This is a genomic window from Stenotrophomonas maltophilia group sp. LNF247 (assembly GCF_054083135.1).
In genome coordinates this window covers 87,475-104,512 of the sequence record NZ_JBSRQL010000001.1, presented here as the reverse complement: position 1 = coordinate 104,512, position 17,038 = coordinate 87,475, and the positions used below count along the sequence as shown (strand labels likewise).

At 67.6% G+C, this 17,038-nt stretch carries 7 protein-coding genes; 4 read left to right on the top strand and 3 right to left on the bottom strand.

The genetic code is table 11. From position 1 onward, the window contains the following. Positions 1 to 3: 3 nt before the first annotated feature. Complete coding sequence (locus ACTXG9_RS00450) at positions 4 to 1,620, bottom strand: ShlB/FhaC/HecB family hemolysin secretion/activation protein (RefSeq protein WP_456115461.1); 1,617 nt, start codon at positions 1,618 to 1,620, stop codon at positions 4 to 6. A 201-nt stretch (positions 1,621 to 1,821) separates the two neighbouring features. Between ACTXG9_RS00450 and ACTXG9_RS00445 the strand changes: the two genes are divergently transcribed. Then, positions 1,822 to 2,157, top strand: coding sequence for a hypothetical protein (locus tag ACTXG9_RS00445; protein WP_111103330.1), 336 nt, complete (start codon positions 1,822 to 1,824; stop codon positions 2,155 to 2,157). A 90-nt stretch (positions 2,158 to 2,247) separates the two neighbouring features. Here ACTXG9_RS00445 and ACTXG9_RS00440 read toward each other — a convergent pair whose 3' ends face one another. After that, the gene (locus ACTXG9_RS00440) at positions 2,248 to 2,697 is read right to left on the bottom strand and encodes a general secretion pathway protein (RefSeq protein ID WP_031269449.1); all 450 of its coding nucleotides are present in this window, start codon (positions 2,695 to 2,697) and stop codon (positions 2,248 to 2,250) included. A gap of 115 nt (positions 2,698 to 2,812) precedes the next feature. Between ACTXG9_RS00440 and gspH the strand changes: the two genes are divergently transcribed. Genes gspH through ACTXG9_RS00425 form a run of 3 tightly spaced genes read left to right on the top strand, consistent with a single transcriptional unit; the run spans position 2,813 to position 4,229 of the window. Further along, a complete protein-coding gene (gene gspH / locus ACTXG9_RS00435; RefSeq protein WP_021202279.1) occupies positions 2,813 to 3,259 on the top strand; it encodes a type II secretion system minor pseudopilin GspH in 447 nt (148 codons plus the stop codon). Then, positions 3,256 to 3,618 (top strand): type II secretion system minor pseudopilin GspI, encoded by a 363-nt coding sequence (gene gspI / locus ACTXG9_RS00430; protein ID WP_111098538.1) that lies wholly within the window; start codon positions 3,256 to 3,258, stop codon positions 3,616 to 3,618. The genes gspH and gspI overlap by 4 nt, the downstream gene beginning before the upstream one ends. After that, the gene (locus ACTXG9_RS00425; protein WP_134729060.1) at positions 3,615 to 4,229 is read left to right on the top strand and encodes a prepilin-type N-terminal cleavage/methylation domain-containing protein; all 615 of its coding nucleotides are present in this window, start codon (positions 3,615 to 3,617) and stop codon (positions 4,227 to 4,229) included. The genes gspI and ACTXG9_RS00425 overlap by 4 nt, the downstream gene beginning before the upstream one ends. A gap of 359 nt (positions 4,230 to 4,588) precedes the next feature. Here the strand turns inward: ACTXG9_RS00425 and ACTXG9_RS00420 are convergent, their stop codons facing one another. Then, the gene (locus ACTXG9_RS00420) at positions 4,589 to 16,981 is read right to left on the bottom strand and encodes a filamentous haemagglutinin family protein (RefSeq protein WP_456115460.1); all 12,393 of its coding nucleotides are present in this window, start codon (positions 16,979 to 16,981) and stop codon (positions 4,589 to 4,591) included. Positions 16,982 to 17,038: the final 57 nt, after the last annotated feature.

Below are 17,038 nucleotides of genomic sequence, written 5' to 3'. Positions count from 1 at the left end.
GGGTCAGTAGCTGGTGCTGATGTTGAAATGCAGGCGCGGGTCGTCCTTGCGCGTGACCGGGCCATCGGCATAAGGCCAGGCGTAGTCCAGGCGCAGTTGCAGGTGTTCACCGAGGCGCAGCTGCGCGCCCAGGCCGACCGAGGCCAGGTTGTACTTGTCGCGCTGCTCGGGCAGCGGCTGGCGCAGGCGCAGGTAGGCCGCGTCGGCAAAGCTGTAGACACGCAGGTCGGTACCGCTCCACAGCGACCACGCCGGGGTCCGCCATTCCAGGCTGGCCAGGCCGCCGTAGTCGCCGATCGTCTCGGCCGACAGGTAGCCACGCACGGTGTACATGCCGCCAGCAGCGAACTGCTCGGCCGACACCAGTGGCGCATCGGTTACCTGCAGCGCGCCACGCGCATACCACTGCCAGTCACTGCTGAAGGTGTGGGTGTTGGCCACGTCGGCCTTGAAGGCGACGAAACTCGGATCGGCCCAGTAGCGCTTCTGGCCGAAGGCGGTGGCGTCACTGCCATAGCCGAACAGGCGGCGGGTACCGGCCACCAGCTGGGTGTTGATGCTCAACTGATCCTGCTCGCCCTGGCGCACACCGACAAACCCCAGGGTGATCGGCGCGTACTTCAGCGGCGTCTTCAGGCTCTCCTTGCCCATCTGCGTGTCTTCCTCGGTGTCCTTGAAGTCCACGCCGAGGCTGAGCTGGCGCCACCACTGGCTGCTGCCGGCCAGTCGATAGTTGAGCTTGAGACCGATCGAATGGCCGTTGCCTACCACATTGGTTCCGCTGCCGGTACCGACCTGCCCGCCCGCGTTCAGCACGCGGCTGTCGGACTTGTAGCCGGAGGCTTCCAGGCTCCACGGCGTGCCTTCGAACGGCATCGCGTACGAGGCCGAGAACACCTTGGCCTGCTTTGTATCTTCCGGCGCCAGGTACACGCCGATGTTGGCGCTGTGCCCCCGCTTCCACAGGTTGTCGTAGGCCAGCGACGCACTCAGGCGCAGCTTCTCGGTGTCGGCGCTGTGGTCGTTGTTGAGTGACGCGCTGGCACGCCACGGCGACTTCTCTTCGACCTGCAGGTCCACATCCATCGTGCCCGGCACCTGGCCCTCCCGTACCAGCGGCATCACCTGGCGGCGGCCACCTTCGTTCAGCGCGGTCAGTTCCTTCTGCGCCTGGTCGAAGTCCGGCACCTTGCCTTCCGCCAGCGCCGGCACGCGCTCGCGGATGCGCTCGGGCGATTCGTGCTTCGTTCCCACGACCCGCAGCTGGCCGATCGGTGTCTGCTGTACCTTCAGCAGTACCACGCCACCGCTGACCTGCTGCTCGGGCAACTCCACGTAGACCGACTGGTAGCCCGCCTGCTGGTACAACGCATGGATGGCATCGCGCGCCTTTTCGACATCGGCCAGGGTCTTGCCTGGGCCGAGGAACGGTTCCACCGCGCGTTCGATCTGGCGCGGATCGAGCACGGTGTTGCCGCGCACGATGTATTCATTGATGTTCACGCTGGGCGCAGGTGCCGCCTCCTGCGCGAACAATGGCAGCGGCATCACGGCCAGGGCCAGCACCAGCGGATGCAGGCGCAGCGGAAGGCGGACGGCTCGGCACGGAACAGGAGTCATCGAAGGCATCGCGTCGTATCGAAGGGAGTGGCCAGGGAGCGGCGCGTGGGTCTACCAACAGGACGTGCACGTCGCGTCAAAACCGCCAACAGTTTTGTGACAGCACTGTCATCTTCTGACGGCGCCACAACGCACGCAGGCGGACCCCGCCTTCGCCACACGTCTTCATTGCAGAACGGCGATTGCCGCGGGAAGTTCGAGATGCGTGAATCATTGATAATGAAGCTGCGCCCTGCCCTCACCCTTGCGTTGCTGCTGGTGTTGGCCCCGCTTCGCGCCGACGAGGCGAAGAAGCAGGAAGGCGCCGCGCCGTGCATCGAAGTACAGGTCAACGGCGAGCGCATCCCCGCCTGGGAGTGCCTGCAACGCAAACTGGCCCCGGCGCCGAAATCGGCGAAGTCACCGGCGCTGCCTGAAGCCGAACGCGTGATGCGGCAGCCCGGCAACCAGCTGATGCAGTACAACCTGGAAGGCACACGACAGCGCATGGGCGATGCGTTCGGGCGCTCGGTGGTGCCGCAGCGACCTGCGCGCTGAGCCAGCGCCTTTGTAGAGCCGAGCCCATGCTCGGCTGTCTTTGCATTCATCGGCGATGCCGCGCAGGCGCAGCCGAGCGTAGGCTCGGCTCTACGGTGCCGCGGGCACGATGCCATCGGTCGGTACCGGCGGCAGCTCGGGCACCGGGAGGCTACGCGATTGCCCGGCCTGGTTCAGTTCCACCGCGCTGGCACTGATGCTGGCCAGCACCGTGCAGGGTCCGAGCCGTTGGCCGGGCGCATACGCTTCCGCCGGGCGTCCATCCACCGAGAGCAGGGCCAATGGCGCATGGTCACCGGCCATCACGCCCAGCACCACCACCTCGGTCTGCACTGCACCGGGGGACAGCAGCCGTACCAGCGGCAGGCTCGCCACTGCATCGAACATCGGTCGTACCGGCGCCACGGCCTTCGCCTCGCTGGCCGCGGCCGCTGGCGCCACGGCAGACAGGGTGACACTCCAATAGGCCACCACGGCCAGCAGCAGGGTTGCCGCCAGCAGCGTCAGTATGCGATTGCGATCCCAGCGCCTGCCATCCATGTTCCGCACCACCGCCACGTTCGTGTCCGCCTACGCTAGCAGCTGTGGCTGACGCTTTTGTTTCATCATGCCGGCCTACGCTGGCAGGTGTCGACACGGACAGGAGGCAACGTCGATGCAGCGCGTGCAGCGTGGTTTCACCCTGCTGGAACTGATGGTGGTGCTGGTGATCATCGGCATCTGCACGGCCGGAATCGGGCTGGGCCTGGGCAGCCTGCTCGACCCGGGCCGGCAGCTGCGACAGGAAGCCGAGCGGTTGGCGCAGCGCCTGCAGGTGGCGCGCGATGAGGCGCGCATCGATGGCCGCCCCCTGCGTTGGCAGGCCGACGCCAACGGCTATCGTTTCAGCCGCCGCGAAGGCAGCGGTTGGGTGACCGTTGAACACGATGATCTGCTGCGTCCGCAGAAGTGGCAGGCAACCGGCATTGCGGTGCAGCCCGCCAACCCCATTGAGCTGAGCCCGGAGTGGATCGGTATCGCCTGGGAGCTTGGCTTGTCGCTGGATGGTCGCAAACTGCGTCTTCGTGATGATGGCAGCGGACAGTTGCAGGTCGTGCAATGAAGCAGGCGGCACGCGGATTCACCCTGATCGAAGTGCTGATCGCATTGGCGATCGTATCGATTGCACTGGCGGCGGTGATGCGCTCGGTGGCAGTGGCGACCGACGATCAGTCACGGCTGCGTGACCGTCGCCTGGCACTGTTGTGTGCGCAGGATCGCTGGCAGGAACTGCGCCTGAGCGGACAGGCACCGCAGGATGACCGGCAGCGCTGCGTGCAGGGGCGCAGCAGCTTCCTGGTGCTTCAGCATCTGGGCACGGGCAGCGACGGCCAGCCGCAGCTGGAGCTGAGTGTGGTTGCCGAAGATGCACCCCGGCAGTCGCTGGCGCGGATGCAGTTGCCATGGACGGCGGCGCAATGACGCGCGCCGTGCGCGGTTTCACCCTGATCGAGGTGATGATTGCGATCACCATCATGGGCGTACTGGCGCTGATCTGCTGGCGGGCGCTCGACAGCGTGGCCAACAGCAATCAGCGCCTGCGCCAGGCCGATGCCGAGACCACGACGGCGCTGCGCGTGCTGCAGCAGTTCCAGCGTGATATCGAAATGCGCGCAGACGATGCGTTGATGAATGGCGCAGTGCGGCCGGCCGATCAACCGCAGCGGTTGCTACCGCCGTCGCTGGTGAGCGAGCGGCACCCGGATGGGAGCTTCGCGCTGGAGATCACCCGCAGTGTCGGCAGCGATGGGCTGCACTGGCAACGGGTACGCTGGTGGCGGCAGGGAAGTACGCTTTGGCGGGCCAGCGGCGCAGCGACGGATCGGTATCCCCTGCCGGCGCCGGATCTGTCGAAGGGCATTGCCGTGGCGCGCGAGGTACAGCGGTTCGAGGTGTGGGCATGGCAGTCCGGTGCCGGCTGGGCGCCGTTGCCGAGCGAAGGCGAAGTGCTGCCGGCCACCGGGCTGGAACTGCGGCTGGGCCTGCGTGATGGGCGTGGGCCGTTGAGTTACCGGCGCGTGCTGGAGCTGTAGGATTCTTCCCAGGCAAAGCATCCAGGCATGGCGTGGATCTACTGCCGAGCGGCTTCTACTGCCCGGCCTGCCCTGGTGGGTGCCGACCGTTGGTCGGCACTGAGGCTGGCCCAGCCATCCACGCATTGCGTGGATCTACTGCCGCTCCTGCCGCCGGGCACTCTCCTGCACCCGGCGGCGTTGTGTCGGTGGTCCTCACCGCTGATGGCCGTTCCCTGCCCTCCGTGCCGTCCTGGCTGGGGCCGCCACCGCTCCTTGGCGGCTGGCCCGATGCTGTCCGTTCTTCCGGCCCGATCGCATCCACGCATGGCGTGGATCTACCTTGGTGCCGACTGTTGATCGGCACCGTTGCAAGAGGCCTACCGGCGCTGCGTGCCCTCGTCGCGACTTGCCTGCGGGAACTGGAAGGCACTGTTGGCGTCATAGCCAGCGTTGGCAGTATTGCCACGCGCCGGCGGGTTGATGCTGCTGGTGCCGCTGCCGAAACCGAGGATCTGCACGCTGATCACCGATGGCTGGTTGCGCCGCGCATCATCCTGGCTCTTGCGCATCACATCCTGTGCCGCCTGGCTGGCGCTGTTGGCTGCTGCACTGGCCGAGGCCAGCGCGTTGACGTTCACCGTGGCCAGCACGGGCAGGCCCTTGCTTTCACCCTGTACCTGGATGTTGGCGGCGTTGAGCACCTGCAGCGCGGCCAGGTTGATGTTGCCCGAGACGCGGATGCCAGCTTCGCCCGCATCGATGGTGCCCAGCGGCGCGATCAGGTCGACATCGCCCGGCCGCACTTCGGCAATGGGGTTCAACGTTGCGATGCCTGCACCACTGGCCGGGGCCTGCGGCGACAGGAGCACATTGCCCCAGCCGTCATAGACGCGGCGCGGTGGCGTGTACAACAAGGTGGTCTGCGAACCACGGCCGGCATTGATGTCACCCTGCTCCGACCAGGCCAGGATGTCACCGCCGAACGTTGTCATCACCCGCGACAGGCCCAGCAGCACGCTGTCCTGGCTGAACAGCCGGATGTCACCCTGCCCCTGGGTCACCAGCCCGGCACTGGCCGGCGGCACCACGCCCTGCACACCCACCACGATCTGTCCGCCCGGCGCCATCAGCTCGATGTTGCCGCCGGCTTCGGTACGCACGCCGGAGCTTCCGTACAACAGGATATCGCCGGTACGGTCGATGGCCGTTCCGGCAGCGTCCTTGTCCGGCATCAGCGTGGCGATGGCCTCGCGGCCGCGCAGGTAAGAACCAACGCGTGGCCCATTCCGATCATTGTACTCGCGCCCACCTTCACGCAGTTCGGCGTAGTAGACCTGGCGCAGGAAGATGCGCTGCTGTTCCTTCGGCAGCCGGTCGAATGCCGCCAGGGCCTCGGCGCCACCAACCGCCAGACCGAAGCGCTGCTGCAGCCACTCCCTCAACTCCTTGTCGTAGATCTTCACCGCCTTGCCCGGTTGCGCAGCCAACGATTGCGAGGGATCGGCGAGGTTGGCCGGATCCAGGTAGCGCGTGCGCAGTGCATCGAAATCAATGGCCTGATTGCCCGCCGTCAAGGCAATGCTTGCGCCCGGGCGCGTATCGCCCTGCACGATGCCGCCCAGGCTGACGATGCTTCCTGCCTCTTCCTGGCGCAGCTGGCGACCGGCGCTGACCTCGACATTGCCCGGGCCGGCCACCGTCAGATTGCTGCGGATGATGTCCCGGCCCGCCTCGATCCCGCTGATATCGGTTCCGCGGGTGTTGAGCGCGGTGACATCGGCGCTGATGACATCGCGGCCGGCGCGCAGCCGTACCGCCGAGCCCGCCTCAAACCAGTCAAATACGGTACGTCCGCCATTCTGGCCATTGCGCGAGAGCTGCCGCCTGCTGCCGCTGCCCAGCCCGATGATATCGCCGGCCACGGCATAGAACCGGCTGACCGCCGTCGGCGTAGCCGACAACGACGCACCAAGCGCGGTATTGGGACCGAACGCGAAATACGGCAGCACGGTGTCAGGGCTGGCGGCGTTCCCATCGACGGATACATTGCTGCGCACCGTTCCCGCGTTTCCGGGCCCCTGCGCGATGAAGCCGGGATCGAACGGACCAGGGATGCGGGCATCACTGCTGGAGCGCGCGATCTGTGTCGCTCGGTTGGCGGCCAGGATCGATCCTCCCGCCAGCACCTCCAGCCGTCCCGACGCCGAGGGCGCCAGCAGGATGACGTCCTGGGCATCAGGCACACTGCCGCTGCGCAGATTGGCGAGATTGATGTTGCCCGAGGCTGCAATGGCGGTGAACCGGGAGGGATACAACCAGTAGTTGAGATAGATGTCGCCATTGCTGGCGTTGATTTCGACCACCTCCCTGGCCTGATTGCTGCCGCTCGCATGCTGCGTGCCCACCAGGCCCGGCGACAGATTCCCGCCGGCGGAGAACAGGTCCAGCGCGGTGCGCGGCGTCCATAGCGAGAACCAGCTCGTGCCAGACGCGCGGCTGCCATCATCCAGCACGATCGTGTTGAAATTGGCCACGGGAACCCGGCCTGGATCGGCGGCACTACCCAGCACCACGTCGCCGCGCGCCTGCAACTGCGCGGTTGAGTCGCCCAGCACCAGCACCGGTCCGGCCATCGCAACCGGGCTGTCGGCCACCAGCGGATCCTTCAGGCCCAGTTGCCCATAGCTGGCCTGGACTGTACTGAGGCCACCAATGCGCGCAGCGTCGATGCGGGTATTGCCACGAACATTGGTCACCACGCCATTGACGTCCAGGTCCTGCTGATCCGATGTGCTGCCACGACTGCTGGCACGCAGGCCCGGATTCAGTGCACCCCCGCTGCGCAGGGCCATGTCACCACCGCCGGTGACATGCAACTGGCCATCGACCACGCGCCCGGTTGATCCGACCGCGACCGAAAGCGCACTCGAATGCGGCGAGATCTCGTATCCCAGCGCGTTGCCCATGCTGTCCAGCATGCCTATATGGCGGCCTGCGTCCAGGCTCAGATTGCCGCCCCCCAACGTCCCTAACCCGGTAAAGCCCACCAGGCGGGGGGTTGCATCCAGTTCGGGCCTCACCGTGCTGTAGGTTCCGAAATTGATCCACCAACTGGTCGGCGTCTGCACGACACCGCCGGTGGTGCCCGTTCCCTGCCGCCACAACCAGTTGCCCACCGCTGCGCTTGAGTGGCCAGCCTGGTCGCGCTGGACCGTGCCCGATTCCGCGCGGAAGCTCCATGTATCGCCGATGATGTCGCGCCCCGCCTCGATGCGCAGATTGCCGCCCTGGTCCGGATACCACGCCTGATAGCTGGCGAGGGCCGCGTCGTAGGCCCCGGAGGCCTGGGTCGAACCAAGCAGCAAGGTGTTCTCCGGCTTCGGCGCACGCGCCGCGTTGAAGCGCGGATCGCTGCCATCACCCAGATGGGTGGGCGTCCCTGCGGTGTAGACACCGAAGCCGGATTTCATGCGCACGTCCTGCGCCGCCAGCAGCGCCAGGTCTCCCTTGCCGGTACGCAACACGCTCCAGGCCGGCGAGCCCAGGCGCTTGCCGTAGGTAGTGACTTCGGTAAGCGTGCCGCCGCCGTAGCAGTAACCGGTGACTGCACAGATATCTTCCTCGGACATGCCCATCTCGGCGCCAAGTTCCGACGCAGGCCTGCCGACCCAGGACTCGTCCCCCCACCACATCAGCGAACCCTCCTTGTCCACCAGGCGCGGCGCCGCGCCGCAGAACGGTCCCAGTTCACAGATGTCACCTTCGGCGACACCCAGCATTTCAGCCGCCTCCCGGGGCGACTTGCCGACCAGACTGTCGTCCCCCCACCAGAACAGCGAACCTTCCAGGTTGACGACACGATCGCCTTTCCATTCCGTCGTGGTGGTCACTGTACCGATGGTGCTGTAGTGGCTGTCGGCGAGCACGATGCTGCCGTCACTGCCCCAGCGACGCGTGCGCGGATCGGCAGACGCTGTATCTGCACCAGCCACCGCAGTCAGGTCCCATGACGTGGTCCCTTCGGGCAACATCGAGGCCAACGCCCAATTGCGCCCCTGTCGGCCGCTGGCGTCGGCCACCCGCAGCTTCACCGGAGCGTCGCCGGCCAGTTCCACCTTGGTCATCGAGGGGATGATGGCACCGGCGTGCAGATCCAGCGCGCCGGAGAGCCGCATCACCATCGGCAACGCCACTCCGGCAGGCCAGACCTGGGCCGCCACCGGTGCCGGACTGCGCAGGCGGAAGCCGGCGCCCAGCCGTGCGCCTGCCTGAAGGGTGAGCGCCTGGGCCAGCACGGTGCCTGCTGCCAGCACCTGGCCGCCATCGGTGGTCACCGCCGCCCCCAGCACACTGCCGGCGGGCAGCGTGAGCTCTGCGGAAAGTGTCATGGCCACCGGCAGCACCGTACCCGACGGCAAGGTCAGCGCCTGGAACGGCAGGTCGTAATTCAGTGTCGCACCGGCGCGGAACTCAGTGCCGATCTGGAGCTTGACGCCCTCGCCGGGCACGATCAGATCGCCACCAAATGCGGTGTTCGGCGAGCCCGCGCTCCGCCCTTCCAGCAGCACCCAGCCGTCCTCATCCGGGTTGGCAGGCGGCGGTGCGAAACCGTCGTTGATGCTGCCGTAGACGTTGATATCGCCCTCGGCGCGCAGCACGAGCGCGGCCGATTCACCGAAGCCACGGCGCGCTGGATCAGTCCGGTTCGACTGCGGTCCATAGCGGTAGCCGGACAGATCGATATCACCGGCCACCACCAGGTCGCCACGCGGATTGTCACTGCTGCTCCGCGCCACCAGCTGCACGCCGGGGCGCAGGCGGTAGCTGCCCAGGGCGCTGGTGCGCTGCTGCAATCCCGTGTTGGCCAGCGCGGCATTCATCCACAGGCTGTTGTCCGGGTCCACCACCGTATCCAGCCATTGCTGGTTGATCACCTGCGGACGATGGCCGTGCACGTCTGGAGCGCTGGCCAGCGGCGCCGAATCGTAGCTGCGGAAGGCGTTGACCTGGAGGTCGCCGGCGCCGGCAATACGGATGCCGCTGGCCACTTCGATTGCTGCATCGTTGCTGCCCACGCGGGGCACGTTGAGCTTGACGCTGCCGCGTGGGCGGCCGTCGTTCTGGCCCGGGCCGCTACCGGTCGCCACCGACGTACCGGCGCGCAGGTCCATCGAGGAAGCCGCACCCAGCTGCAGGCTGCCGTTGGCCGAGGTCAGTTCAATCATGGCCCGGTTCGGGCTGTCGATGATCTTGCCGTAGCTGTCCACGCGCAGGCCGCTGCCATGCGCGTCCAATGTGCCATCGATACGCAGCACGTCGCGGGCGGACAGGCGGATGCTGCCGACCTGTTCGCCACTGGCATCAACGCGGCCATTGACCTGCAGGCTGCCGCCATCGACGCTGATATCAACGTTTCGGGCCTTCACCTCATCGCCGATCACCAGGTCGCCTTCACTCAACTGGAAGGTCCGGCCACCGGTGATGCCACCGGCGGTAAGCCGAGCGTTCAGGCCGGAGAAGTCCTGCAACCGGCGTGCACGCACCACCAGCTCGCCACCGTCATAGGGCACTTCGGTCCCACCGGCATCGTAGCGACCGCTGGCGCCGCCCAGCAGGGTCCCGGCCAGATCGATACGGCCGCCCTGCGGGCCCAGTGCAGCAACGGTCAGGCGGCCGCCGCGGTTGTTGCGGGCGGAAAGATCGATACGCGACCCGGTGTCGGCAACGATGTCACCTTCGCGGCTCGTCAGCGCCACGTCGCCGCCCCAGCTGTACTTGTCCACGTCGAACAGGCTGACCTTGCGGCCGGCCATGTCAAGCACCGCGTTGCTGCCAAGCGTCATGCCCTGGCGGGCATTGGCTTCGAACCGGCCGGACGCCAGCGCCACGCGGCTGTCGATGCCGATCCGTTCGGCCGTGATCGACAACTCTGCACCCAACGCATCGCTGCCCGTGGTCGCCGCAGCACCGCGCAGCTGCACCGTTCCTCCATTGCGGATGGCCAGCTGCGCACCCGCGTTGCCGGTCAGCAGCGGGGTGACGATATCCAGCGCGCCGCCATTCAACTGCCAGCCGCTGCCTGCCACGTAGTCGCCCTGGCGCTGGAAGACGTCCAGGCTGCCCTTGCCGGAGAACAGCATGCGATCCGACGCCGCCAGCGTTACGCCGGCGAAGCCGAGCACCTGGCGATCTGCGGCCACCGTCGAGCTGGACCGGGTGAAGGGCGCACGCCCCAGCTCCAGCACCCGCGTATTGATCTCCAGCTGCCCTTGGCCAAGCCGGCCCACCATCGCCTCGCCGGCTGGTTGGGTCTGCTCACCGCCGGCCAATGCGGTGCCGGCCAGCGTACCGTCCCAGACCAGCGTATCGGCGAAGATGCGCGCGCGGTCGGTAGCGCTGCCGTAGCCGTGAATGGCAGGGGCACCCAGCACCAGACTGCGTAGACTGCTGCGGCCGGTCGCACTGTCACGCGTATCCAGGTCCACGCTGCCGAACACATTGATGGCATCGCGCGCGGTCAGGCTGAGCGCCTCCAGCGCCGGCGCGCCGGTGGCGGTGTTTCCGCGCAGTAATCGCTGCAGTACCTCCTGGTTCATGGTCATGCCGGCCGGCAGGCCACCAGCTGCCGCTGCCGTCGCAATGGCTTCGGCACTACCGAGGTTGAGGGCCGACATGCCCAGGCCGAGCTGGCGCGTGCCATAGCTCACTGCGTCGCCAATGTTCAAGGCGCCGTCGGTGACCACATTGATGCTGCCTGCCGACAGCAACCGGGTCTGGCCACTGCAGTCCACCTCGCATCCGCCGATGTCGATCGCCACCGGACCGGCGGCACTGCCGCCCTGCGCACTGAGCGCCGTCAAGCGCTGGTTGGACACGGCAAGCAGGCCGCCCGACACCAGATAGGGCGCCGTGGGCTGCGCCACGCGCGAGGGATCGGCTGCGGCCAAGGTATCGATCGAAGCGCCCTGCTCGACCAGGATCCCCTTGCCCCCGAACGCAGCCGACAGCAGCACTTCCTGCGCCGTCAGGGTGACGCCGTTGCGCACCACGATGTGCTGCGCGCTGCCCTCCAGCGAATACGTCGTCGCGTCACGTCGCAGCACGCCGCCGATCAGCATCGTTTCCGGGCGGAACGCATTGAGCGCCGAATCGAAGAGGGTGGCACCGCTTCCACTGCCGGCACTAACGCCCTGGGTGGCAATCTCCAGCATCGCCTCATTGGAAGCGAGCAGATTGACCGAAAGCGTGCCGCCCCGTCCGTCATTGCTGCCGGCGTTGAAGCGTGACACGCCCTGGAAGATCGCGGCTGGCACGCTCGAACGTCCGGCGCCATCACCCAGCACCAGGTTGAGGTTGCCGGCATCCGTTGGCCGCCAGCGCAGCGCTTCACCACGCCGCTCGGCCACGCCCTGTACGAACGCGCTGTAGGAGGTCTCGTTGTAGCTGGCATGGCGGCGCACCACATCCGCCGGCGTCAGCACCAGATCAGTGAGCAGCGATGAGACTCCACCCCCCAGGCTCTGCGCCTGGTGTCCACTGACGCGCCAGGAACCGGTGCCGGTCGCCACTGGCTGTCGGCTGCCGACGGCGCTTTCAGCCCCGACTTCGACGCGGAATGCGCCCTTCTGCAGTGCGTAGCTGGCCGGCAGCAGCGTGTAGGTTCCCGCCGGTAGGCCTGGAACCCCGGCAGGGATGACAATCTGCTGGCCAACGCGCGGATCGGCGCTGCCGTCAGCGAGCGCCTGCGGCGCCTGCGTGCCCGAGCGTCCCGGCATGATCGCGTAGACCGCATTGTCACTGCCGCTGAAGCGGTAGCGCGGGTTCGCATCCGCCAGCGCATGCCGCAGGACGTCCACCGAGCCACCCCGTCCGGCCACGAATGCAGCGCCGGACAGCTCGCCGCCGCCGGACATGTCCAGCACGCTGCCCGCCACGCCATTGAAGGCGTTGGCCACGATGTCGATACCGATCGGGATGTTGTTCGAGCCGGGGCCCAGCACATCGAAGTCGGCACCGTTGCGGCGCCAGCCAACACCATCCACGGTGCCGCCAAACGGCAGCTGCAGGCCCGCTCCGCTCACCGACGTCACACTGCCTGCAAGCAGGTCGACGCGGCCGGCGACATCGGCGTTGAACTTCCGGCCGCCGAGCTGCACATGGCCCCACGGCACCTGCACATTGCCGCCCTGCACCACCGTCGCCGCCACCAGCTCCAGGCTTCCGAACGCAGAATCCGGTGCCGGTTGCGCGCCGCCTGCAATGCCATGAATGCGCAGCACGGCGTCGGGGTTCTGCCAGAACGGCTCGCCTGAAGGTCCGATGTCGGGGACGCCGGCCACGATGCGTCCCTTGGCCCGGGCTGCCGGGTAGAGGCGTGCGGCGCTGATGTCGATAGACCCCGGGCTTGCCAGCGTGGAGACCAGCGAACTGCTGGCGACCGGGGCCAGCAAGCGGATGTCACCGCGGCTGCGCAGCGCGACCTGATCAAAGCCCGCCAGCCAGGTCACATCGCGCAGGTCGATCAGATCGGCGCCCACCTCCAGGCGATGCTGCCGGCCGGCGTCGAGGGGCGCCTCCAGCGGGCGCAACGTGCCTTCGCCGGCCGGTTGCCACCAGCGGCCCTGCGCAAGGCGGACATACGGCGCGGCCAGTTGCAGGTGGCCGCCCTCGCTGCCACCCGGGACGAAGCCGAGGTAACGCTCGTTCAAGCCCTGGATGCGCAGGCTCTGGTCCATGCGCAGATTGACATCCCCCTGCGCACGGATGACACCGAACAGGGCCAGATGATCGAAACCACCGGCCTCGATCTGCTCCACCGACAGTGCCGCATGGCCGTACTCAAGGCGTGCAGGCAGGTCCGCCGTCTGCGCGGCGTGCTGGGTCAGTGAGATCATCCGCGGTGCCAGCACGTCCTTGCCGTCTGCCGTCCTGCCGTAGGTGCCACCACCGAAGGCAACCCCCAGGGTGCCGCCGCGCGCGCCGTCGCCGCCGGCCGCTGCGTTCAGTTCACCCTGCAGGTACAGGGAATTGCCGCTGCGCAGCACGATGCTGCCGCCATCGCTGTCCACGCGGGTGCGCCCGCTGCCATCGATATCGAGCAGCGCCGACGCACCGGAGGCATCCAGGCGCGCCCCACGCTCCACCACCACGAAGGTATCGGGTGGCAGGTGGCGTACGTTGTCCTGGTCTTCCCAGTCCAGCGCGCCCCCGATCTCGATCGTTCCGCCCTTGCGCACCTGCCCGCGCAACGTCCCGCGCGCGTCGCGCAGCGAAACGGTATCGCCACTCACGTCCAGCAGCGCGCCATCGGCGATCGTCCACTGGCGCTCGCGGCGTGCATCACCACGTACACCGGATGGATCGAACGCCTCATCCAGGCGGATGCGGCCGCCGGCTGCCCTCAGATGACCGGCCACGCTCAGGTTGCCGGCGCTGGACAGTTCGATCGACTGGCCCGGGTCGACCTCGATCCTGGCCCCCTTGCCAACGCGCAGGTCGGCCGTGGACAGCAGATGCCCCGCGCGCAGTGTCAGGCTCGCGCCGCCACGCTGCGCCACGCGACCACTGCTCGGATCGGCCTCGTACAACGATGGCATCCAGACCTGCACGCCCTGCTCGCGGACCAGAGCCTGTGCTGCGCCGTCGGCCAAGCGCAGCGCAGGTCGTTGCACCTGCAGCGGGGTGCCCTCTTCAACCGTCAAACCGTTGTGACCGGCGATGTCATAGCCGGCGAAGCCGCTGTTGAACAGCGCTGCCTGCAATCGCAGCGAGGCTGCCGATGCTTCCGTGCCAGGCACGCCGATGGACACCGCACCGCCGGTTGCCAATATGAAGTTGCCGCTGCCATTGCCGAGCGCGCTGAAGCGCGCGCCCTCGCCGAAGCCCAGCCGGCCGCTGCCGTCGGTGGCGACCTCGGTGCTGGCCGCGAGCAGACTGACGCTGCCGCCCTTGCCGACGCGCCCCTTGCCGTTGGCATCGATCGCACCGCCGGCATCAACCAGAATCGCTGCTGCCTGGCCCACGTCGATATCGTGGCTGCTGTTGAAGCGCACCTGCCCGCCGTCGATCCACGCCTGTGCGGGACCGCCCTCCGGCGCTGCAAGCGCGTTGCTCCAGCCACCGCCAAGATCGATCCGCGCGCCGGCCGCGACATCCACCGCACCACGTCCGGACGTCAGCAATGCCGTGGGCCCGCCAAGCGCCGCAAGCAGATTTCCGGCTTCCACCTGCCCGCCGGCAATCTGCACCGTTCCACCGAAGCTGACGCGGCTTGCGGTGAGCCCAAGCCGGCCGCCCTCCTGCAACCTGAGCGTGCCATCGAGGTCGATACGGCCGGCCGAAGCGAGGTCCACCTGCCCCCATCGCTGGGCGCTCAGCACCTCACTGTCCAACCACACGGTATTGCGCTGTGCTTCCCCGACCGGCGCCTGCAGCGTCCACGGCCGGGGATCGGCCTTGAGCGCTCCAATGCGGACATTCGAGTCGAACACCGCGCTGCGCCCGCTGTTGTCAAAACGCCCGAGCCACAGCTGGGCGTTGCGGGCCACCGCCGTCTGTGCCTGCGCATAGCCCTCCTGCCCCTGATCGGGCCGGCGCGTCTGCTGTGCGCCCTGGAAGGCCAACGTATCCACCTGGCCCTCCAGGACGGCCGTGGGCGCCGAGATCAACAGGCGGCCAGCATCGCGTCCCACGGTGTAGCCATTGTCGAAGCGCTGGCCCGGGGCAACCAGCGGATTGCGGAACGATTCGGTCACCCCCCAACGTTCCTGCTTCACTTCATAGCCCTGGTACAGGCCCTCGTACAGCATCTCCGCCGGCGCGTCGTCAAGGCGGTACAACTGGCCATCGCGGCCACGCAGCCAGCTCTGCTGCACCACGCCGGACTGCACATCCAGGCTGCCACCGGCCAGATTGATGTGCGAACCGGCGTGGCTGACGACTTCCTTGCCTGCCAACTGGATGGTGCCGCCCTGCGCTGCCCATTCGCTGATCGAATGCCCCTGATTGTCCAGATAGCCACCCACTTCCAGCAGGCCGCCGCCGGCATACCAGCGCGTGCCTTCATAGCCACCGGTACCGGCGGCAACTTCGGTCAACTGGCGGCGGTCGATCCACACCTCGCTGCTGATCAGCTTGCCGCTGTCACGATTGTCCGGCGAGTCGCGCAGCTCGTTGCCCTGCACCTTCACCTTGACGTTGTTGCTTTCCATCGCCACCTGCACACCCACCGCACCGGAGACGTCCACGCGCGCGCCATCATCCAGATAGCTGCGCCGGCTGGCGTCGGCGATCACCTGGCCGCCGGTGGCCACTGCCAGCGAGCCGGCCTGGAAGTTCACATCGCCGCCGGACACGACTTCGATGCGCGATTGCTCGCGGCGGTCCTGCAGGCGCGAGAGATTATCGAAGGTGCCACTGTTGCTGGAACCACGCAGCTTGTCCTGCTCGGCCGATTCCTTGATGAGCGCGTTGCGCTGGCTGTCCAGCGCCGTGCTCTTGCCATCGTCCTCCAGCAGTACTGCCGTGGTCGAGCCGGCGGCCAGAGTCACGCTGCCGGCCGCATCGGACGCCGAGTTCAACAGGTGCACCGTACCGCGCTGGTTCAACGTGGTGGTAGCAACGGCCACTCCAGCCTGCTCGACGGTGCGGCCGGCCAGCGTGACATCGCCTTCGCGCGCCTGGATCAGACCACTGTTGCGAACACTGCCCGCCGTGCTGTCAGCGACGAAGCGCGGGGCAATCTCATTGCCGCGGGTGGTGGACGCGGTGTTCTGGGCGGTTCCCACGCCGCGACGGATCACGAAACTGTCACCGGCGGCCAGCTGGGCCTGTCCCTTGCGGGTTTCAATCTGGCCCGCGTTTTCCACGCTGTGGCCAGCCAGCAGCACATAACCGCCGCCCCGTGTAGCCGTGGTCGGTTCGTGCGTGGTGATGCGCGCACCGCGTTCGACCATGACCTTGCCCACGGCGTCGGTCAGCGCCGAGGTGTTCGCGTCGGCACTGTACAGGCCCTGCTCGCGGAACTGCGCATCGCTGATGCGCGCCGCCGCCGCGACCAGATTGCGGACATTGACCTGGCTGTTGTTGCCGAATACCACACCGTTGCGGTTGGCCACGAACACCGTGCCATCGGCCTTCAGCTGGCCGAGAATCTGACTGGGTCTTGCAGCGGGATCATTGACCCGGTTCAACACGGCCCAGTCGGGGTTCTGCAGGAAGTTCAGCGTGGTGTTGCCACCAATGTTGAAGGTCTCCCAGTTCAGGATCGCCTGGTCGGCGGTCTGCTCGATGTTGACCAGCACCCGCCCCTCGGCGGTCTGCGACTGGATGGCCTCACGGGCGTTGATCCAGCCTCGGGTCAGCGGATTCTCGTCGACCTTCAGGCCATCCTTGCCCAGGCCATCGGCCACTACGAAACCCGCCTCGCGGCGCGCCTGCCGTGCCTGCTCCTGCAGGCGCTGCTGCAGGGCGATGGCCTGCGCGGCCGTGCCGAGGTTGTCGATCGACTGCTGCAGCTTCTGCCGTGCCGCATCCTGCTGCTGCGCGGGCAGCTGGAACTGGATCGGCACGCCATTGGGCATGCGCCCGCTCTGTGCCGCCGCGCCCTGCGCCGCACCGCGCTCGGCGAACCAGCCGGGGCTGAACGCCTGTTGGGCCTGAGTGGCCGGAGCCACTACGCTGCCCAGGGCCACTGCGACGGCCCAGGCCATCGGGTGGCTGCGCCACAGGGCAGCAGGGAAACGGGCGGTGGGCGAATGCGGGTGGGACATCGGGGACCTCGTCAACCTGATGGGCCGCGTCGGCCGCGGCGTGTGTACGGATGGGCC

What these genes read in the sequence shown, in the direction of transcription:
- ACTXG9_RS00450 (WP_456115461.1), bottom strand. Translation starts at nt 1,620, where the DNA reads ATGACTCCTGTTCCGTGCCGAGCCGTCCGCCTTCCGCTGCGCCTGCAT.
- ACTXG9_RS00445 (WP_111103330.1), top strand. Translation starts at nt 1,822, where the DNA reads ATGCGTGAATCATTGATAATGAAGCTGCGCCCTGCCCTCACCCTTGCG.
- ACTXG9_RS00440 (WP_031269449.1), bottom strand. Translation starts at nt 2,697, where the DNA reads ATGGATGGCAGGCGCTGGGATCGCAATCGCATACTGACGCTGCTGGCG.
- gspH (WP_021202279.1), top strand. Translation starts at nt 2,813, where the DNA reads ATGCAGCGCGTGCAGCGTGGTTTCACCCTGCTGGAACTGATGGTGGTG.
- gspI (WP_111098538.1), top strand. Translation starts at nt 3,256, where the DNA reads ATGAAGCAGGCGGCACGCGGATTCACCCTGATCGAAGTGCTGATCGCA.
- ACTXG9_RS00425 (WP_134729060.1), top strand. Translation starts at nt 3,615, where the DNA reads ATGACGCGCGCCGTGCGCGGTTTCACCCTGATCGAGGTGATGATTGCG.
- ACTXG9_RS00420 (WP_456115460.1), bottom strand. Translation starts at nt 16,981, where the DNA reads ATGTCCCACCCGCATTCGCCCACCGCCCGTTTCCCTGCTGCCCTGTGG.